This is a genomic window from Pseudomonas sp. 9.1(2019), assembly GCF_009910445.1.
Lineage (GTDB): Bacteria > Pseudomonadota > Gammaproteobacteria > Pseudomonadales > Pseudomonadaceae > Aquipseudomonas > Aquipseudomonas paraversuta.
This window is the reverse complement of sequence record NZ_VBWF01000005.1, coordinates 131,498-150,992: the sequence shown is the minus strand read 5'-3', so window position 1 is coordinate 150,992 and position 19,495 is coordinate 131,498. Positions and strand designations below refer to the sequence as shown.

The 19,495-nt window shown below is 60.8% G+C and carries 17 protein-coding genes; 7 read left to right on the top strand and 10 right to left on the bottom strand.

Translation table 11 applies throughout. The features are described from left to right. Positions 1-49: 49 nt before the first annotated feature. From FEZ21_RS06705 to FEZ21_RS06690, 4 genes are all read right to left on the bottom strand, one after another. Positions 50-1,387, bottom strand: coding sequence for a DEAD/DEAH box helicase (locus tag FEZ21_RS06705; RefSeq protein WP_003444029.1), 1,338 nt, complete (start codon positions 1,385-1,387; stop codon positions 50-52). A 67-nt stretch (positions 1,388-1,454) separates the two neighbouring features. After that, entirely contained in the window at positions 1,455-2,345 is an 891-nt protein-coding gene (yedA, locus tag FEZ21_RS06700; RefSeq protein WP_003444031.1) for a drug/metabolite exporter YedA, read from the bottom strand. Positions 2,346-2,507: 162 nt separating this feature from the next. Next, entirely contained in the window at positions 2,508-3,119 is a 612-nt protein-coding gene (locus FEZ21_RS06695) for a PolC-type DNA polymerase III (protein ID WP_003444033.1), read from the bottom strand. Positions 3,120-3,147: 28 nt separating this feature from the next. Beyond that, positions 3,148-3,624, bottom strand: a complete 477-nt coding sequence (locus FEZ21_RS06690; protein ID WP_160626717.1) for an NYN domain-containing protein — start codon at positions 3,622-3,624, stop codon at positions 3,148-3,150. A 204-nt stretch (positions 3,625-3,828) separates the two neighbouring features. On the opposite strand from FEZ21_RS06690, the gene FEZ21_RS06685 reads away from it, so the two are divergent. Beyond that, positions 3,829-4,488: a YciC family protein gene (locus FEZ21_RS06685; protein WP_003444039.1), complete on the top strand. Its 660-nt coding sequence runs from the start codon at positions 3,829-3,831 to the stop codon at positions 4,486-4,488. An 88-nt stretch (positions 4,489-4,576) separates the two neighbouring features. Next, the gene (locus tag FEZ21_RS06680; protein WP_003444041.1) at positions 4,577-5,659 is read left to right on the top strand and encodes an endonuclease/exonuclease/phosphatase family protein; all 1,083 of its coding nucleotides are present in this window, start codon (positions 4,577-4,579) and stop codon (positions 5,657-5,659) included. Between the two features lie 76 nt (positions 5,660-5,735). On the opposite strand, the gene hrpB is transcribed toward FEZ21_RS06680, so the two are convergent. Continuing rightward, complete coding sequence (hrpB, locus tag FEZ21_RS06675) at positions 5,736-8,255, bottom strand: ATP-dependent helicase HrpB (protein WP_160626715.1); 2,520 nt, start codon at positions 8,253-8,255, stop codon at positions 5,736-5,738. 103 nt (positions 8,256-8,358) lie between these two features. Here hrpB and FEZ21_RS06670 point away from each other — a divergent pair, with 103 nt between their 5' ends. Both FEZ21_RS06670 and FEZ21_RS06665 read left to right on the top strand, forming a co-directional pair. Continuing rightward, positions 8,359-8,778: a hypothetical protein gene (locus FEZ21_RS06670; RefSeq protein ID WP_003444109.1), complete on the top strand. Its 420-nt coding sequence runs from the start codon at positions 8,359-8,361 to the stop codon at positions 8,776-8,778. Positions 8,779-8,800: 22 nt separating this feature from the next. Continuing rightward, positions 8,801-9,700, top strand: coding sequence for a cation diffusion facilitator family transporter (locus tag FEZ21_RS06665; RefSeq protein WP_003444111.1), 900 nt, complete (start codon positions 8,801-8,803; stop codon positions 9,698-9,700). Here FEZ21_RS06665 and FEZ21_RS06660 read toward each other — a convergent pair. Next, positions 9,694-10,722, bottom strand: coding sequence for a DUF6515 family protein (locus FEZ21_RS06660; RefSeq protein WP_160626713.1), 1,029 nt, complete (start codon positions 10,720-10,722; stop codon positions 9,694-9,696). The genes FEZ21_RS06665 and FEZ21_RS06660 overlap by 7 nt on opposite strands. A 396-nt stretch (positions 10,723-11,118) precedes the next feature. Between FEZ21_RS06660 and FEZ21_RS06655 the strand changes: the two genes are divergently transcribed. Together FEZ21_RS06655 and FEZ21_RS06650 are read left to right on the top strand one after the other, a co-directional pair. Then, positions 11,119-11,616: an Lrp/AsnC family transcriptional regulator gene (locus tag FEZ21_RS06655; RefSeq protein ID WP_165439585.1), complete on the top strand. Its 498-nt coding sequence runs from the start codon at positions 11,119-11,121 to the stop codon at positions 11,614-11,616. Between the two features lie 128 nt (positions 11,617-11,744). After that, the gene (locus tag FEZ21_RS06650) at positions 11,745-11,954 is read left to right on the top strand and encodes a DUF2788 domain-containing protein (RefSeq protein ID WP_003444116.1); all 210 of its coding nucleotides are present in this window, start codon (positions 11,745-11,747) and stop codon (positions 11,952-11,954) included. On the opposite strand, the gene FEZ21_RS06645 is transcribed toward FEZ21_RS06650, so the two are convergent. The 4 genes from FEZ21_RS06645 to FEZ21_RS06630 form a co-directional block, all read right to left on the bottom strand. Then, positions 11,949-12,515 (bottom strand): pseudouridine synthase, encoded by a 567-nt coding sequence (locus tag FEZ21_RS06645; protein WP_003444118.1) that lies wholly within the window; start codon positions 12,513-12,515, stop codon positions 11,949-11,951. The genes FEZ21_RS06650 and FEZ21_RS06645 overlap by 6 nt on opposite strands. A 175-nt stretch (positions 12,516-12,690) precedes the next feature. Then, positions 12,691-14,163 (bottom strand): AMP nucleosidase, encoded by a 1,473-nt coding sequence (gene amn, locus FEZ21_RS06640; RefSeq protein ID WP_165439584.1) that lies wholly within the window; start codon positions 14,161-14,163, stop codon positions 12,691-12,693. 143 nt (positions 14,164-14,306) lie between these two features. Continuing rightward, the gene (locus tag FEZ21_RS06635; protein WP_010655480.1) at positions 14,307-15,953 is read right to left on the bottom strand and encodes an acyl-CoA dehydrogenase family protein; all 1,647 of its coding nucleotides are present in this window, start codon (positions 15,951-15,953) and stop codon (positions 14,307-14,309) included. Between the two features lie 74 nt (positions 15,954-16,027). Next, positions 16,028-18,400, bottom strand: coding sequence for a hybrid sensor histidine kinase/response regulator (locus tag FEZ21_RS06630; protein ID WP_160626711.1), 2,373 nt, complete (start codon positions 18,398-18,400; stop codon positions 16,028-16,030). 284 nt (positions 18,401-18,684) lie between these two features. On the opposite strand from FEZ21_RS06630, the gene FEZ21_RS06625 reads away from it, so the two are divergent. Next, positions 18,685-19,482: a hydroxymethylpyrimidine/phosphomethylpyrimidine kinase gene (locus FEZ21_RS06625; RefSeq protein ID WP_003444128.1), complete on the top strand. Its 798-nt coding sequence runs from the start codon at positions 18,685-18,687 to the stop codon at positions 19,480-19,482. The last annotated feature ends 13 nt before the right edge of the window (positions 19,483-19,495 follow it).

Below are 19,495 nucleotides of genomic sequence, written 5' to 3'. Positions count from 1 at the left end.
AGCGAGAGCGAGCTTGCCCGCGATGACGTCGCGGACAAGCAGGTTTGGCTTACGGCTTGCGCTTGCGCGGGCCGGTATTGAACACAGGGACTTTACGCACGGGTTTGACCGAAGGTTCAACCGGTGCAGCTTCGCCGCTGTCGACCCATTTACCCAGGTTGCGCTTGCCGCCACCGCCTGAGGTTTTCGGTTTTTTCGGCTTCTTCGGCTTTTTGATCACCTGACCGGTTGCATCAGTCTCGGGCACGCGGTGCTCCGGCTCGAAGTCCTGTTGTTCATGGCGCGGCAAGGTCTGACGGGTCAGCATCTCGATCGCCGACAACATGTTCACTTCATCGGCGCAGACAAACGAAATCGCTTCGCCCTTCTGACCGGCACGGCCAGTGCGGCCAATGCGGTGGATGTAGTCTTCGGCCACGATCGGCATGTCGAAGTTGATCACCAGCGGCAGGTCTTCAATATCCAGACCACGGGCGGCAACATCGGTCGCGACCAGGATTTGCACTTCGCTGGCCTTGAACCGGTCCAGCGCACGCTGACGCGTGGCCTGCGGCTTGTCGCCATGAATGCCGTCGGCGTTGATGCCCAGACCTTGCAGCTTGCCCACCAGTTCATCGACACCGTTACGGGTCTTGGCAAACACCAGCACTTGCTTCCATTGCTGGGTGCGCAGCAAATGCAGGAACAGCTCCGGCTTGCGCTTTTTGTCGACCGGAATGATCCATTGCTTGACGCTGCTGGCCGCTACGTTGCGCGGGCTGACTTCGATGCTCAGCGGGTTGTCGAGCATCTGCTCGGCCAACAGGCGGATGGCATCAGAAAAGGTCGCCGAAAACAGCAGGGTCTGGCGCTTTTTCGGCAATACGCGGTAGATATCCCGCAGCTCTTCGGAGAAGCCCAGGTCGAGCATGCGATCCGCTTCATCGAGGATCAGGGTTTGCAGCTGGGTGAACTTGATCGCCTTCTGCCGATAGAGATCGAGCAGACGACCCGGAGTGGCCACCAGGACATCAACCCCTTTGCGCATTTTCATCATTTGCGGGTTGATGCTGACGCCGCCGTAGACCGCATAGGTGCTCAACGGCAAATGCTCGGCGTACTGGCGGATGCTCTCGTGAACCTGTTCGGCCAGTTCGCGGGTTGGCACCAATACCAGGGCGCGCACCATGTTACTGGCAACTTTCGGACCTTCCATGGTCAGCGACTGCAGCAGCGGCAGGGCGAAACCGCCCGTTTTGCCGGTGCCGGTCTGGGCGGCGGCCATCAGGTCGCGGCCAGCCAGCACTGCGGGGATCGCTTGGGCCTGAACCGGGGTTGGGGTCTTGTAGCCGAGCGTCTCAAGAGCGCGCAGCAAGGGTTCGATCAGGCCAAGGGTGGCGAATGTCATGGGGATACCGTCGAAAAAGGTCAGCGCAGGGGTGCATAAGTTGCAATGGCGCGCAGTTTACCCTAATTCAGACCGGTTTCTGCTTGCGCCACTGCGGCAAACCGATCAACACCACGGCGCTGATGATGACCGCCATCGCCAGGCACTCCTCGAAACCTATGGTCTCGCCGGCGAATGCGATGCCCAGCATCACCGCCACGGCCGGGTTGACGTAGGCGTAACTGGTGGCCGCCGCCGGGCGTACGTTTTTCAGCAGGTACATGTAGGCACTGAAGGCAATGATCGAACCGAAGAACACCAGATAGAGCAATGCGCCCCAGCCTGCGGCAGTGGGCATCTGGGTCATGCGCTCGCCACTCAACAGGCTGCCAATCAAGAGCACGGCGCCAGCCACCAGCATTTCGGCGGCACTGGCCATGGGCCCGGCCGGCAGCGGCAAGTGCCGGCTCCACACCGAACCGAATGCCCAGGCGGCGGCGGCAAACAAAATCATCGCGGCGCCTATCGGGCTGGCCTGCAGGTTGGAACCCAGGTTGAGCATGCCGATACCGATCAGTCCCAGGGCAATCCCGGCCCATTCCAGACGGGTATTGCGGGCGCCCCAGAAATAGCCGAACAGCAAAGTAAACAACGGCACGGTGGCCACGGCCAGCGCCGCGACGCCCGAAGCGACCCCGGAGTGTTCCGCCAGCGTCACCCCGCCGTTGCCGCACGCCAGTAACAGAAAACCGATCATGCCGGCTGCGCGCCACTGCACGAAGGTCGGTGCGGGCGCCCCGCGCCAGCGCATGAAACCGTACATCAAGCTGCCTGCCACCAGAAAGCGGACCCCGGCCATCATCAGCGGCGGCCAGGACTCGATGCCGATACGGATGACCAGATAGGTCGAACCCCAAATCACATACAACGCAAAAAAGGCACCGATCAGTTGTAGCGGGAAACGACGTGCGGCAGGCATGGAGGCAGCTCGAAGGCAAAGGCAGGGGATGGAGGAGTTTAGCCAAAGCCGGGGGCAATATTAAGTTACAGAACCGGCCAAAAGTGGCCGTACACTTTTGGCCGCGACAGGGCCGCTGCTAAAGGCTCGCGAGCAAGCTCGCGCCTACACAGGCCCTGGTCTTCAGAACCCGCGACAGCGCTTGAGGTGTTCGTTGATTTTGGCGGCAGGAATTTTTTGCAGGCTGCGCAACAGATCGTGGCTCAACTCTCGCAGGCCGTGCTTTTGACGCAGTTGCTCAGCCAGATGGGTCGTGAGGTTGGCTGCCATTTCGGCATCGGCCATGGCCCGGTGAGCCTGGCCGGTATGGGGCAACTGGGCGAAGGTGGTGAGGGTACCCAGCTTGTGATTGGGCGCCGCCGGCATCAAACGCCGGGCCAGCAGCAACGAGCAGGCAAAGTTCTGCAAGCGGGTGCGCTTGATGAGCCCCATCTCGAAGTCCCAGAATTTTTGGTCGAACGCGGCGTTGTGGGCCAATAAAGGCGTGGTGCCGACGAACTCGTTGACCTCGTTCATCACCTGCTGCGCAGATGGCGCCGTGCGCAACATGGCGTTGCTGATGCCGGTCAGTTGCTCGATGAAGCCCGGCACCCGCACACCCGCGTTCATCAGGCTCTGGTAACGCTCGACAATGCGCCCCTGTTCAAGAATCACCACCGCAATTTCGGTCGCCCGGCAGCTGCTGCTCGGGGAGATACCTGTGGTTTCAAAGTCAATTACGGCGATGCGTTCCAAACCGGGTCAATCCTGTAAAAAATGGAAATTACTTGAGCAGCAAGCTGCCTTCTATCGGTACATAACGGCCAGCAGCACGAATCAATGAATTGGCGGTAAGGCCAGGCACCCCATAAGCCACGGTATCAACCCCGTGCTTGCTGGCAATGCGTTCGAGCAGCAGATCGAAATCACCGTCACCCGAAGCCAGCACCACCTCATCGACATTGGCCGCAACATCCATGATGTCGATGGTGATACCCACGTCCCAGTCGCCCTTGGCCGAGCCATCGCTGCGCTGGATGTAGGGTTTGAGTTTTACCGTGAAACCGAGGTTGCGCAGGATCTGCTGAAACTGCTGCTGTTTGCTGTCACCCCGGTCGATCGCATAGGCATAGGCCTCGACGATTTCACCGCGCTGACTGATATCAGCCCACAACGCCGCGTAATTGAAGTGGCAGCCATAAGCCTGGCGAACTGTGTAATAGAGGTTCTGCACATCTGCGAAGACCGCAATTCTTTTCACCGGCAAACCCCATGGTGCCCAGGCAATCGGGCAGCTGCTGAAAAACAAGGCCGCAGTATGCCAGCCTGTCGAGGACTTGCGCGGATAAACCGCCCGGCGTGCTCACAAACACCGGGCGGGTCGTAACAAGAACGTTTACATTTGCTCTCCATCGCCTGGCATCGGTTAAAGTGACGCACCGCTTTTGACTGCTGATACCTGACAATGAATCCGCTGACTGTTATTCGCGACTCCCTGTACTTCTTCCAGCGCAATCTGGGACAAATCGTGACGCTGTGCTTGCCGCTGGTGATCCTTGAGGCCGTGCTGCAGCTCATGGTGGATAACGCCGTGGGCCCCGACCCATCGCCCGGCTATGGCCTGCTCGTGGGTTTGCTTCTGTATCCGCTGTACACCGGCGCGCTGATTCTGTTTCTCGACGCCCGCAGCCGTGGCGAAAGCCCGCGCAATCGTGAGCTGCTGGCCCAGGCACTGACGCTGTGGCCCAGATTCGCCCTGCTCGCGGCCATCAGCACATTGCTGATCGTGCTCGGGCTATCGATGTTTTTCGTTCCCGGGATTTTTCTGACCGTGGTGTTTGCGTTTGCCGAATACCGCCTGGTATTGCGCGGAGATCCACCACTGGCCGCCCTGAAATCGAGCTTCGCCATGAGCCGCGGGCACTTCTGGCGGATTTTTGTCTGCTTGCTGGCGGTACTCGGGCCGTTGATGATGCTCAAGGAGCTGAGCTTCTCGCTGTTCCAAAAGGACGATAACCCGTTGCTCGCTCTGGCCCTGGAAAGTGCCAACAGCTTTTTGCAGCTGTTTTTGTCTGTCGTGCTGTATCGCTTGTTTATGCTCATCGGCGAACCATCCGACAAGTAAGAGGGACGATTCGCTATATACCTCTCCTTGGGTGCCGGACTGCTGTCCGGTATCCTCGGCAATTCCCGCTACGTCTTAAGCCGAGCCCATGCCACGTTTATTACGCCCCATCCTGTCAGGTTTGCTGCTGCTTGCAGCCGCGCTGGCGAGTCTGATTTACAGCGTTACGTGGCGACCCGATGCCAAAGAGGTGCTGGCACTCGTCTGCCCGGCCACAGCCCCGGTGCTGGTACCGGGCCAGGCGCTCAAGGTTATGACCTGGAATGTCCAGTACCTGGCAGGCAAACGTTATGTGTTCTGGTACAACCTGGTTGATGGCAGCGGTCCGGACCTGCGCCCGACCCGTGAAGACATGGCTTTCAGCCTGGATGAAGTGTCGCGGGTGATACGCGATGAGCAGCCCGATCTGGTACTGCTGCAAGAGCTCGATGAAAACGCCAAGGCCAGTGACTATCAAGACCAGCTCGCGCTGCTGCAGGAGCGCCTGGTCGATCTATACCCCTGCAGCACCCAGGCCTTTACCTGGAAGGCTGACTTCGTCCCCGACTGGCATATTCTGGGGAGTGTCGGGCGCAAACTGGTCACCCTCAGCCGTTACCAGATCGAACACGCCGAGCGCCTGCAACTGCCCGTGGCCGAAGCCAATATCATCAGCCGTCAGTTCCAGCCAAAACCTGCGCTGCTGGTTAACTACCTGCCGCTTAACGACGGCGGGCAAATTGTTGCCATCAACACCCAGTTCGATGCCCCGACCCTGGACAACAGCAACCTGCTCCTTCAAATGCAGGCCACCGGTGTGTTGCTCGACAAATTCGAAAGCCAGGGCACGCCCTGGCTGATTGGCGGTGATTTCAACCTGTTGCCGATTGGCCAGTTTTTGCGCCTGCCCGCCGAACTGCGAGCGGGTTATTCGCCGGACAGTGAATTGCACTTGCTGTGGGAAAAGTACCCGATGATCCCCAGCAACCCTGAAGCCACCGGCATCGACCGTGAACTATGGCTGACCCATTTCCCCAACGACCCGCGTGCCGAAGCCCCTGACCGCACCCTGGACTACCTGTTCTACAGCCCGAAACTGCAACGCATCGAAGGCTATGTGCGCCAGGAAGATACCCTGACCATTTCCGACCACCTGCCGGTGCTGGGACGGCTTCTGTTACCGATTGATTGAGCGCCCCTATATCTGCATCTGTAGGAGCGAGCTTTTAAAGACAACAGCTCGCGTCTATGGGGTCAGGGGTCGAGCTTCAAGGTTTACGCGGTTTGATCCGGGCTGTCGGTTCGGCCACCAACGGGTCGTCGGGCCAATAGTGTTTCGGATAGCGCCCCTTCAAATCTTTTTTTACTTCGATGTAGGTGCTGCGCCAGAAGTTGGCCAGATCCTGAGTCACTTGCACCGGACGCCTCGCCGGCGACAGCAGGTGCAGCTTGACTACCTGCCGGCCACCGGCAATGCGCGGAGTATCTGCCAGGCCGAACAGTTCTTGCAGGCGCACGGCCAGAATCGGCGGGTGTTCGCTGTAGTCCAGCCGTACCGACGACCCCGACGGCACTTTGATGTGATGCGGCGCCAGCTCATCCAGCCGCTGGGGCAAGGGCCATTTGAGCAAGTTATGCACTATGTTGGACAGGTCGAGGCTGGCGAAATGACTCAGACGCGAGACGCGCTCCAGATACGGCGCCAGCCATTCCTCAAGGGAAGCCAGCAGCGCTGCATCACTCACATCCGGCCATTCGCTTTGCCCTTGGGCGCTCAGATCCAGCTGGCGCAGTAGCATTACCCGCGCCTGCCACTGGCGCAGCTCAGGGTTCCAGGGCAACAACTCCAGCCCCTTGCGCCGGACCAGATTGACCAGCGCCCGGGTGCGCGCAGTTGCGTCAAGCCCGGTTAACGGCTCACGGCTGAGCACCAGCTCACCGACCTTGCGCTGGCGTTCGGCACGCAACACCCCTTCACGCTCGTCCCAGTCGAGCTGGTCGACAACGCTGACCTGCTCGCTGAGCACGTTGTCCAGCAACCCGGGATCAAACTCGGCCGCCAGGTAGATCCGTTCTTCACGTTGCCCCTGACGGCTGCCCAGGTCGGCGATCACCAGCCAGGGCTGCTTCATAAGGCCGTCGACCTCGCTGAACAACGCAGCCCGACCATTGGCCAGCCGATACTCCGCCCCCCCGGGTTTGCGTTGTTGCGCGACGCGGTCGGGATAGGCCAGCGCCAGCAAGGCCCCCAGCCAGCGTGGGTGATCGGGATCTGCGACCGGTTGCGTGGCTTTGCCGCGCAAGTAGCCCCGATACTGCCGGGCCAGTTGTTTGGCCCGCTGCACACCGCCCTGCCCGCCCCGCGCGGCGCGGCTTTCGCCCCAGAGCAAGGTCAGCCGGCTATGCACATCGGCCCCGGCGCCGCGCAAAATATCGCGTTCGCCCAGCAGCGCCGCTACATCGCAGGCCATGTCGGCCAGCCCCAGGTCTTGCCCGCGCAGTAACAAATGAGCAATGCGCGGATGCGCAGGCAGCTCGGCCATGGCTTCGCCGTGGGGCGTGAGTTTCCCGTCGCGCAAGGCGCCCAGGCGTTCCAGCAATTGCCGGGCCTGTGCATAACTTGCCGCGGGTGGCCCATCAAGCCAGATCAGTTGCTCCGGGGTTACCCCCCAGCGCGCCAGTTGCAGCGCCAGCCCGGCCAGATCGGCCTGGAGAATTTCGGCACTGCCATAGGCGGCCAATTGTGCATGCTGGTCTTCGGACCACAGGCGATAACAGACGCCGGGCTCCAGACGCCCGGCCCGGCCGGCGCGCTGGGTGGCGCTGGCCCGCGAGATGCGCTGGGTGTCGAGACGGGTCATGCCGCTGCCGGGATCAAAGCGCGGCACCCGCGCCAGCCCGGCATCAATCACGACCCGCACGCCATCGATGGTCAGGCTGGTCTCGGCAATGTTGGTCGCCAGCACCACTTTGCGCATGCCCCCGGGAGCGGGCTCGATCGCCGCACGTTGCGCGTTCAGGTCCAGTTCACCGTGCAGCGGGCAGAGCAGGATGTCGCTGCGCGAAGCCAGCGCGTCAGCCAATTGTTGATGGACCCGACGAATTTCGGCCTGACCGGGCAAAAACACCAGCAGGCTGCCGCTGTCATCATTGATTGCATCGAGCACCGTTTGCACCACCCGCGGCTCGATAAACTCACCGGGCACAAACGGCCGCCCCCAACGCATGGCCACCGGGTACATCCGCCCTTCGCTGCGCAGCACCGGCGCGTCGTCCAGCAAACTGGCCAGCCGCTCGCCGTCAAGGGTGGCGGACATCAGCAGGATCTTCAGCGGCTGTTCATCGCGAAACAGCTCGCGGCCATTGAGGCTCAAAGCCAGGGCCAGGTCGGCATCCAGACTACGCTCATGAAACTCGTCAAAGATCAGCAAGCCCACGCCTTCCAGCGCCGGGTCGTGCTGCAAGCGGCGGGTGAGGATGCCTTCGGTGACAACTTCGATGCGGGTGGCGGGCCCCACCTTGCTGTCTAACCTGATCCGGTATCCGACGGTTTCGCCGACCTTTTCCCCCAGTTCGCTGGCCAGACGCTCAGCTGCCGCACGGGCCGCGAGACGCCGGGGTTCGAGCATCAGAATCTTCTGCCCGGCGAGCCAGGGCTCGTTTAACAGGGCCAGCGGAACACGGGTGGTTTTACCGGCGCCGGGGGGTGCTTCGAGCACCGCTTCGTGGCGTTCACGCAAGGCCTGGCGCAGCGCGGGTAAAACTTCATCAATCGGCAGAGAAATCATGGTGGCTCCAGAACAGAGCGACGAGTATAACGGCGAACAGTTCGGCATTAAGCACGGTCTTAATCCCGGTTTCGACTCTTCAAGCTTCTTCGAGGTCTTTTGTATGCGTATGTCTTCCCGTGTGATTGGCGGCGTGGTGGTTGCAGCACTGCTCAGCCAATTAACTGCTTGCGGCAGTATTTTCTTCCCTGACAGACGCGGCCAGATCGACGGCAAGATCGATCCCATGATTGCCGTGCTCGATGCCGTGGGCCTGCTGTTTTATGTGATTCCGGGCCTGATCGCTTTCGGGGTCGACTTCGCCACCGGAGCGATTTATTTCCCGCCGGGTAAAACCGCGCAAATTGCCCCGGAAAAACTGCGCGAAGCCATAGGCGCAGATGGCAAAGTGGACAACAGCAAGCTCCAGGCCATTCTCGAAAGTGAACTGGGCCGCAGCTTCCCGCTGGACGACCCGCGCCTGATCCAGCACAAAGGCAGCGTGCAACAGTTGGCCATGTACGGTTTGATCCCCGCAGCCTGAAACCCGTAGATAAGGATGGCCCATGACCAGTAGCCCGGAACACGCTCGCCTGTTACGCCTGGCCACCCGCGCTTCGGTGGCGGTGGCGAGTCTTCTGATCGTGACCAAGGCCATCGCCTGGTGGCTCAGTGGCTCGATCAGCATGCTCGCCGGGTTGACCGACTCACTCCTCGATGGCGTGACCTCGTTTCTCAACCTGCTCGCCGTGCATTACGCGTTGCGCCCGGCTGACGACGATCACCGCTATGGCCACGGCAAAGCCGAATCGCTGGCGGGCATGGCCCAGGCATTGTTTATCGGGGTGAGTGCGGTGCTGATCGCTTTTCAGGCCTTCGAGCGCCTGAAAAATCCGGAGCCGTTGGGCGCGCCGTGGATCGGGATTGGCGTGATTATATTTTCCCTGGTGATGACCGTGGCCCTGCTGATCCTGCAACACCGCGTGATCAAGGCCACGGGCTCCAATGCAGTGCGGGCGGACTCGCTGCACTACCGCTCCGACCTGATGCTCAATGGCAGTATTTTAGTGGCACTGGTGCTGGCCAGCGTCGGTTTCCCGCAGCTTGATGCCTGGTTTGGTCTGGGGATTGCGGTGTACATCCTCTGGAGCGCTATCCAGATCGCCCGTGAGAGTTTTGCGGTGCTTATGGACCAGGAGTTACCGACCGACGTCAGCGATAACATGCTGAAGCTGGCCTGCAGCGTGCCCGGGGTTCTGGGCGCCCACGATCTGCGCACGCGAATTTCCGGCAGTATCTGGTTTGTGCAGCTGCACCTGGAATTGCCGGGAGAGTTGAGCCTGTCAGAGGCTCACGCCATCAGTGACAGAGCGGCAGCGGCAATCGAAAAAGCCTACCCGCGGGCCGAAGTGCTGGTGCACGCCGACCCCCAGGAAGTGGTCAAGCCCAGGGCAACCCCTCAGTAGTTGACCTGGTAGCCGCGACTGCTCAGACAGTTGCCTTGCGCCTGCCGGTAGGTTTGAACCACTGCCGGTGAAGGCGCATAGGTGACCTGGGCCGGGTCAAAGCCGCTTTGTTGCACAGCCCAACGGTAACAGTCGTAGCGATCCTGGTTGATTTGCGCAGGGCTCTGGCCGTTCGCCGGGTAGGCCACCACGTCATAACCATTGCTTACCGGCTGCGGTTGCGGCTGCGTCACTGGCGGCTGAACCACGATGTAGTCCTGGGTTGCAGGCTGATACTGGTAATAGGCCCCCGCCGCCAGGAACATCAAGGTGCTGCCGATCCATAGTTCCCGCGCATAGTCGGGCAAATACCCTACGCGAATCCCGTAAGGCGGTTGCACCACGATGTAACGCGGGCCTTGTGGGCGATACCAGTAACCACCGGAAAAGAAGTAGTTCTGACCGCGATAAGGTACCTGCCAGTGCTGGCCCGGGAATCGGTCGACGATATAACCCGGCCGGTATTGCGGCCCGGCGCCCCAGCCATTGCCATGGCCGCTGGGCCGACCTGCCCAGCGTTGATCGTTGGGATGATTGTTGCCGGGGCCAAAATTGTTATCCGGCCGTGAGCCATGCCCGCCGCCTTGCCAGTTCTGATTGCCACCACGGTTCGGCGCCTGGCTCTGGTGTACGGCATCGGGCCGGGGCTGGATCGGCAGGTTGTGGCCGGGCTGGCCCGGTCGGCCGGGACCGTTGGGCTCTTGATGCGGACGGCTTTGCCACTGCCCGCCCTGGGGCTGGTTGTGCTCGGGGCGCGGCTGATTGCCCGGGTTGCCCTGGGGTCGCCCCTGATTGTGTTCCGGGCGCGGCTGATTATTGCCGCCCTGTCCCTGTTGCCCGTGTGGCTGTCCGTGTTGCTGCCCGTTACCGGGGCGGGCGTGCTGAGAACCTTCATCGCCTCGCTGTTCTTCGGCCAACACCTGGCCGCTGATACTCACGCAAAGCAAGCCAACTGTAGCCAATCGCCAGATGTGCGGTTTCATGCTGTTTCTCGCGGAGGGATAGGGCGTATAGATAAGACTGGAAAACCGCGAACCGGTTCTGCGAAAGACTATCAGTTGCGCGCCTTTTTTTCGGACAATAAAAAAGGGCGACCCGTCGGTCGCCCTTTGAATTTTTCTGTCCTGGCTCAACACTCGTGATGTTGGCTCACCTCGCGCCGTCTTCTGGACAGTGCGTAGCCCGGGGGCCGGTACACCCCTGTGGGGCTGGCGGCCGCGGCTGGCCTGATTCGGCGGGCCGCAGTGGACTGTATGTCCGGGCAGTGATTCTGGTGTTAAGAATAGGCCCGTGACCGCAGCAAAGGATTGCTAATATTGCTCAATAAAACATGACTTGCGCAATTTTTAACTTACAGCGGATACTTTCACGCAATAGTTATGAGAAAGGGTGTCTTCGTGAGCAAACTCGACCGGTACGATCTGAGTATTTTGGCGGAATTACAGCGCGATGCGCGCATCTCGAACCAGGAGTTGGCCGAGCGAATCGGCCTGTCTCCCTCTCCCTGCTCGCGGCGGGTCAAGCAACTGGAGGATGACGGCTATATCGCGCGTCAGGTCGCATTGCTGGATCGAAAAAAGCTCGGGTTAAGCCTGACTGCCTACGTGCTGATCGGCATGGACCGGCACACGCCAGAGCGTTTCGAGAACTTTGAAGCGTCGATCCGCAGCCTGCCCCAGGTACTGGAATGCAGCCTGGTAACCGGGATGGACGCGGACTATCAATTGAAAGTGGTGGTGCCCGATATGGATCACTATCAAAAACTGCTGCTGGGCCACCTGACCCGCATTGATGGCGTGACCAGCGTGCGCTCGAGCTTTGTGCTCAATCAAGTGCTCAACAGCACTGAGTTGCCGTTGACCCACCTGCGCACCTGAAAGCCTGCGGGAGCTGGCATGCCGGCTCCCGGAGCAGATCAAGTGTCTGCACCTGGATCAATATCCGCTGCAATGCCCTGGCGTATACTGTTCCCGGTTTTTATCCCCGATGACGCTGGAGAACACTGATGGACCCTGCCCTGCTTGAAGAGTGGATGATGACGATTCTGGTCAGCATCCTGATCATTTTCATGGCCTTTATCGTCTGGGATCTGGCGAAGAAATCCAAAGCCGGGCGCTTCGGCTCATTTATCCTGTTTTTCGTGCTGGGCCTGGGCGTTGCTGCGTTCATCATCAAGAGCGTGGTTATCGGTTTGATCGAGTCGGGCGCGCTATAGCCGCGCCGGCACTTCCTTGTATTGCCCCTGGTCCAGCCCTTCAATCGTCCAGTCACCAATGCGCACGCGCACCAGGCGCAAGGTCGGCAAACCCACCGCCGCCGTCATGCGCCGCACCTGACGATTGCGACCCTCGCGAATCACCAGCTCCAGCCATGAAGTCGGCACGCTTTTGCGAAACCGCACGGGCGGGTTGCGCGGCCATAGCTGCGGTTCCTCAAGGGCCCGTGCTTCGGCGGGCAAGGTCTTGCCGTCATTGAGTTGCACGCCGTCACGCAGCTGTTGCAGCTGTTCGGGCGTGGCCTCGCCCTCCACTTGCACCCAGTAGGTTTTCGGCAGTTTGTGTTTGGGGTCGGCAATTCGCGCCTGCAACTGGCCGTCGTTGGTCAGCAGCAGCAAGCCTTCACTGTCCCGGTCCAGTCGCCCTGCCGGGTAAATGCCGGGAATGGGGATAAAGTCCTTGAGCGTCGCCCGCCCGCCTTCATCACTGAACTGGGTGAGCACGTCGAACGGCTTGTTGAACAGATACAGCTTGGGATCAGCCGGCGGCGCTTTGGCCACACGACGACTGGCAGCTTGAGGGGCACAACCTTTTTGTGCCGGGCGGCGTGGGGCGGGGCGAACAGGACGGGACATGGCAAACAGGACATCTGGCGATCAGGGCAGACAATGCTAGGGGCTGTTGGCGCTTCAGTGCAACAGCCCTGGCCCCTGATCGCTAAATGACCCGCCGCCACTAGCGGAACGGTGGCTCGTCGAAGCTGCGCAGTTTGCGCGAGTGCAGCGAGTTGAGCTGGCAGCGCATCAAGTCCACGGCAGCGATACCGATTTTCAAGTGCTGGCTCACAGCCCGTTCATAGAACGCATTGGCCGAGCCCGGCAACTTGATTTCACTGTGCAGCGGCTTGTCCGAGACGCAGAGCAAGGTGCCGTAAGGCACGCGCAAACGATAACCCTGGGCGGCAATGGTGCCGCTTTCCATGTCCACCGCCACGGCCCGGGACAGGTTGATCAGCGGACGCTCCTGGGCCCAGCGCAGTTCCCAGTTACGGTCGTCGTAGGTCAGGACAGTCCCGGTACGCAGACGTTTTTTCAGTTCATCGCCGCGCTCGCCAGTGACCTGGGCCGCAGCTTCCTGCAGCGCCAGCTGTACTTCCGCCAGGGCCGGAATCGGAATATTGGGCGGTACCACCCGGTCAAGGATTCCGTCGCGGCGCATATAGGCGTGTGCCAGCACGTAGTCACCTATGGTTTGCGACTGACGCAGACCGCCACAGTGACCAATCATCAGCCAGCAATGCGGTCGCAGTACCGCAAGGTGATCGGTGATGTTTTTCGCGTTGGACGGGCCCACGCCGATATTGACCAGGGTCACCCCATGGCCGTCATTGGCCTGCAGGTGGTATGCCGGCATTTGATAGCGATGCCAGACCACGCCTGCCGCAATGGCCTGGGCTTCGCCGTAGTCCATGGATTTTTCGATGATCACGTTGCCCGGCATCACCATGCGCACAAACCGCGGGTCGTCGCGCAGTTGCTCAAGGCCATGCAGGATGAACTGGTCAACGTAGCGATGGTAGTTGGTCAGCAGGATCCACGGCTGGACGTGGCGCCAGTCACTGCCGGTGTAGTGCACCAGGCGACGCAGCGAGAAGTCGACTCGGGCGGCGTCAAACAGGGCCAGCGGCAGCGGATCGGTGTTTTCCCAGTCGTACAGGCCGTCGGCAATCGCATCGGTCGCGGCAGACAGGTCGGTACTGGGGAATACCCGCGCCAGTGCGGCGGCAGTCACCCCGGAACCGGCGAGTTCATCGCCCTGTTCGACCACATACGGGTAAGGAATATTTTGCTGGCTGACCCCGACTTCGACTTCGACCGTGAAGTCGCGCATCAAGGGCACCAGTTGCTCGAGCAAGTAGTTTCGGAACGCCCCGGGATGGGTCACGGTGATGCTGTAAGTGCCTGGCAGTTGAACCTTGGCGTATGCCCGGGTAATGGTCGGGATTTCGCCATGGATGGTGTTGGTCAGGCGCAGCTCCGGGTAGCGGAACAGGGCACGTTCTTCGGCGCTGGGTTCGACTCGATCCTTGAGGTAACGCTTGAGTGCCTGGCTCAACGCAACGGTTGCGCGTTCGTGCAGGGCCGCTAGCCGGTCTACGGCCTCTTCAGCGGTTGAAACGACAATAAAAGCTTCGGTCACAATAAGCATCCTGTCTTCTGAACTGGCAGGCCTTTATCTTGCCTGCATCGCAGATCAAAGCACAGGGCCTTGTCGTCGCGGGTGCAGGCTGCGCTAAGGGCCACTACGCAGCCCATCGCGGCCTGCAGCCGCGACTACCAGATTGGTGCGCGTCACAGCTGTGGAGTTGAGCGGGCGACAATCGCGGCGACGTTCAGGCCCCGGGGCATAGTTCCGTAGGCCCGGCCGCTGCCTTGCAGGCGACTGGCGATAAATGCGTCGCTGACGTCACTGTCACCCGCCTCCAGCAGTAATTTGGCCTGCAGGCCCAGGGCGATATCTTCTGTCAGTTGCCGCGCCCGGTATTGAATGTCATCGGTGTCCGTGAAGGCTTTTTTCAACTGCCCGATGTGCTGCGCCAGATGCACGCTGCCATGCCCGTCCCCCAGTTCGGCAAACAGCGCATCCAGCACCCCCGGCTCTTTGGACAGGGCCCGCAGCACGTCCAGACACTGCACGTTGCCCGATCCCTCCCAGGTTGAGTTGACCGGTGCCTCGCGATACAGACGCGGCAGGATGCTGTCTTCGACATACCCCGCACCGCCCATACATTCGGCGGCCTCGTTGATCATGGCCGGGGCCCGCTTGCAGATCCAGTATTTGCCCACCGCCGTTACCAAACGCGAGAATCTGGCTTCTTGCCCATCATCCAGGTGATCCAGCGCGCGGCCCATGCGCAGGCTCAAGGCCAGGGCGGCCTCGCTTTCCAGGGCCAGGTCCGCAAGGACGTTTTGCATCAAGGGTTGTTCGGCCAGCACCCGGCCACCCACCAGCCGGTGGGCACAGTGATGGCTGGCCTGGGTCAGCGCCTGACGCATCAAGGCACTGGAGCCCACCATGCAGTCGAAACGGGTCATGGCAACCATTTCAATAATCGTCGGTACGCCGCGCCCTTCTTCGCCAACCATCCACGCTAGCGCGCCGCGAAACTCGACTTCGCTGGAGGCATTGGAGCTATTGCCCAGTTTGTTTTTCAGACGCTGGATATAGAACTCGTTGCGGCTGCCGTCCGGGCGATGGCGCGGCAACAAGAAACAGCTCAGGCCCTTGTCGGTTTGCGCCAGGGTCAAGAAACCATCACACATTGGCGCCGAGCAAAACCATTTGTGCCCCAGCAGTTCATAAGCCTCCCCCGGCCCGGCCGCGCCCACGGGGTAGGCGCGAGTGGTGTTGGCGCGAACGTCGGTCCCGCCCTGCTTCTCGGTCATGGCCATACCGATGGTCACACCGGCTTTGTGGCTGATATCGACATTGCGCGGGTCGTAATGGGTCGCGAGAATTTTCGGCAACCAGATTTGCGCAATGTCCGGCTGCAGGCGCAAGGCCGGAACGCTGGCAAAGGTCATGGTCAGGGGGCAGCCGCTGCCGGCTTCGGCCTGGCTGTGCAGGTAGGTCATGCAGGCCCGTGCCACATGGGCGCCGGGCTGTGGGTCGGTCCAGGGCAACGATGGCAAACCGTGCTCGATCGCGGTTCGCATCAACTCGTGATAGGCCGGGTGAAACTCCACCAGATCAATGCGATGGCCAAAACGGTCATGGCTGACAAATACCGGTTTGTTTTCATTGGCCAGAAAACCCGCGGCCATCAAGGGGCCACCTGCCAGTGCGCCGTAATCATCGATCCGCGATTGCGCCCAGCCCGCACCGAAGTGCCGGCCCCAGTGCTGGAGCGGCAGGTCGATGCGGTACAGGTTGACGCCGTCCAGGGAGGGCGGCTGATTGGTGACCTGGTGAGTTTCGGCGTACTGATGCAGGTTCATGGTGCGGGCTCCAAGAATCAATCTGGTGGACCCAGTGAAGCACGCATGACCATCATCACAAGGGGTATAAGCGTCTAAAGTCCGGCGCTTTTGCCCTCAGGCCCCTGCAGCAACCACTCTGACATCAGGTGCTGCACGTCTTCATAACGCACGGGCTTGATCAGGTAGTCAGTGATGCCATCGACCTGCTGCAGCGCTTGCCGGGCCTCGGTTTCAGATTCAAACAGCGCCAGTACCGGCAGCTTCGCACAGGCCGCCAGGGTCAGCAGCTGGCCGCCCATCGACGCCCCCGAGACCAGGTTCAACGGGCATCCCAGCACCACGGCATCTACCCGTTCGCGACGCAGAACATCGATTGCCTCCCCGCCACTGTCGACACTCAGCACCCGATAACCCAGCTTGAGCAGCATGCCGCGCAGTACTACCTGGCCGGGGCTGCTGTCCTCCACCAGCAAGACCACACACTCGTTCGGGGTTCGGCTCAGGCCCTCAGCCTGCTGCGTGCTCTCAAGCGGCGATTCAAGCTCCAGCAACAGCTGGAACTGCGAACCCTGGCCCGGCTGCGAGTGATGGGTCAGGCGCCCGCCCAGCAGTTCCACCAAACGCCGACAGATCGCCAGACCGATACCCAGACCACCGTAGCTGCGGGTCATGGAGCCATCGACCTGGAAGAAGTTCTGGTACAGCTCGGCCTCTTCAATGTGGACAAAGCCGATTCCGCTGTCGATTACATTCAAGGCCAGCGCCCAGCGTCCCGGCCCTGCGGTTTTGCCGGTGACCCGTAGAATCACCCCGCCGACGCGAGTGAACTTGATGGCGTTATCCAGCAGGCACTCCAGACACTGACGAATCTTGTCGACATCGCCGACCCATTGATCGGGCAGGTTGCGCGCTATCTCATAGGAAAATTGCAGCCCCTTGTTGCGTGCAGTCGGCCCGTACTGATCGCTCAGGCTCTGCACCAGCTCGCTCAAAGCAAAGGACTGCGCGCGCATGCCAAGCCGGCCGGCCTGCAGCTCTGTGAGGGCCAGGATGCCATTGACCATATGCATCATTTCTCGCGCCGAGCCCTCGGCAGTCTGGGTGTAGAGTTCAAGCTCAGGGCCCATGTCCAGGGTTTTGATCAACTCCAGAGAGCCGATCACACCGTTCATTGGCGTGCGCAATTCATGGGTGACGGTTGCCAGAAACTCATCTTTAAGCTGGTTGGTGTGGGCCAGTTGCTGGTTCATTGCGGCCAGTTTCTGCCCGGACTCTTGCAACGTCCGCGCCTGCAAGTCACGCATGGCATTGATCCGGTCCGCGAGCGCCAGCGACAACAGGCCGACCTCGATGGCCGAGCCGATCTGGCTGGCATACATGGTCAGGAATACATTGGGCAGATAGCCCAGCACCATCAGGGTATTGACCAGACCGCCGAGCAAAAACGCCGACCAGGCGATCACAAAGTAGCGCGCCACCCGCAAGCCGCGCACCCAGGCCACGACGCCGGAGGTAAAGATCGTGACGATGAATGCCAGGGCCAGGCCGGTTGCCAGGCGCAACGACACGGCATAGCTGGTGGTCAGGGCCAGCACCATGACCAGTACGCCCACGGCCATCAGCAACATCAGGGCACGGTCCAGCCAGCGGCTGTGGGAGGCGGTGTGTAAAAAGGTGCGGGCGAACTGGCAACCGAAAAATGCCGCCGAGCCAATCAAAAATGGCGTGGCGGCATTGGCCCACCACGGATTGTTCGGCCAGAAGTACTGCACCGCCGCGCCGTTGACGGACAGTTGGTACAAACCGAACGAGGCGATATAGAAAATGTAATAGAGGTAGCTGGTGTCCCGCACACTGAGGTAGATAAACAGGTTGTAGACCAGCATCCCCAGCAATACGCCGTAAATCAGGCCCAGGATATAAATCCGTACCGGCTGCTGTTCGAGGTATGCCTGCGCCGACCACAGCGTCAGCGGCGCCTGGACCGAGCCCTGGCTGGCCAGACGCAAATACACGGTCTGGCTTTGCCCCGGGCTGAAGTTGAGCTCAAAGAGGTAATTGTTTTCTTTTATCTGGCGGCTGTCGAAAGGCAGTGCATCGCCGGTGCGCTCGGCCAGGCGATAGTTGCCTGAAGCGTCGGCCAGATACAGATCAATGTGATCCATTGGCGGGTAGGCCAGTTCCAGCAGCCAGGTGCGATGGATGTTCGGGTTCTGCGGCAGGTAGCTCAAGTCCACCTTGAGCCAGAAAGCCGAGTGCGAGTAGCCCGCATTCAACGAGTCTTTCTCATGGTTGCGGAACAGACCGTCCCGGGCGATAACATCTGCCAGCGTCGCCTGACCGTCAACGTCTTCGAATACTTGCATTACCCGGCCCAAGGGCAGGCTCTGGGTGGTTTCATCGAAGTCCACTGCGCTGACCAGCATCGGTAGCCAGCCCAATAACATCACGAACAAATAGCGCATACAGCCCCAGCGGTAGCCCCCGGTGACGTGCGCAAGCTCCTGTTCCCTTGGAGAGCACGTCGACCCGACGACCTGTTATTAATTTGACGTCACTCTAGCATAGCCATTAGTGGCAGATGCACATCACCGTAAAATTATGAACGAAGGCTCTATTACGGCCATTACAGAGGACATGGCGCGATTTATCCGGATGTTTTTACCAGCAAATGAAATCTGCTGGCTGCCAGATGACCGACGCGGAGCAAGCCGCCCCAAAAAAGCGTTTGGTGGTAAGCTCGCGCACCATGAATATCTACAGTTCTCGCCCCGTTGTCCTCTGTCTCTCCGGCCATGACCCCAGTGGGGGTGCCGGCTTGCAGGCAGATATCGAAGCCCTGCTGGTTCAAGGTTGTCATGCCGCTCCCGTGGTCACCGCCCTGACTGTGCAGAATACCGTCAATGTCAGCGATTTCCGCGTGCTGGATCGCGAGTGGGTACTGGCCCAGGCCAATGCCGTGCTCAGCGACTCCACGGTTGCGGCCGTCAAGCTGGGCATGCTCGGCTCACTGGAAATGGTCGACACCGTGGTCGAACTGCTTCAGGCCCACCCGCACTTGCCGATGGTCTGTGACCCGGTGCTGCGGGCCGGCGGTGGCGGACGACTGGGCAAGGACGAAGTGGGCTATGCCATGCGCGAGCGTCTGCTGCCATTGGCCACCATCGCCACGCCGAACCTCCCCGAAGCCCGCATCCTCGCCGAACTGCCCGACGGCAGCGCCGATGAATGCGCCGAAAAGTTGCTGCCCTTTTGCCAGCACCTGCTCATCACCGGCGGACACGGCGATGAACACGAAGTCCATAACCGCCTCTACAGCCGCGACGGCAGCCGTCACACCTTTACCTGCCATCGCTTACCTGGCAGCTATCACGGCTCGGGCTGCACCCTGGCCAGCACCCTGGCCGGGCGCCTGGCCATCGGCGAAAATCTGGTCAGCGCAGTAGAAACCGCACTCAATTACACGTGGCGCACGTTGCGTGATGCCGAGCAGCTGGGGCAGGGACAGTTTGTCCCGCGTCGCTTGCCGCTGGACTTCTGTTCGTAACCATGAGGCTCGA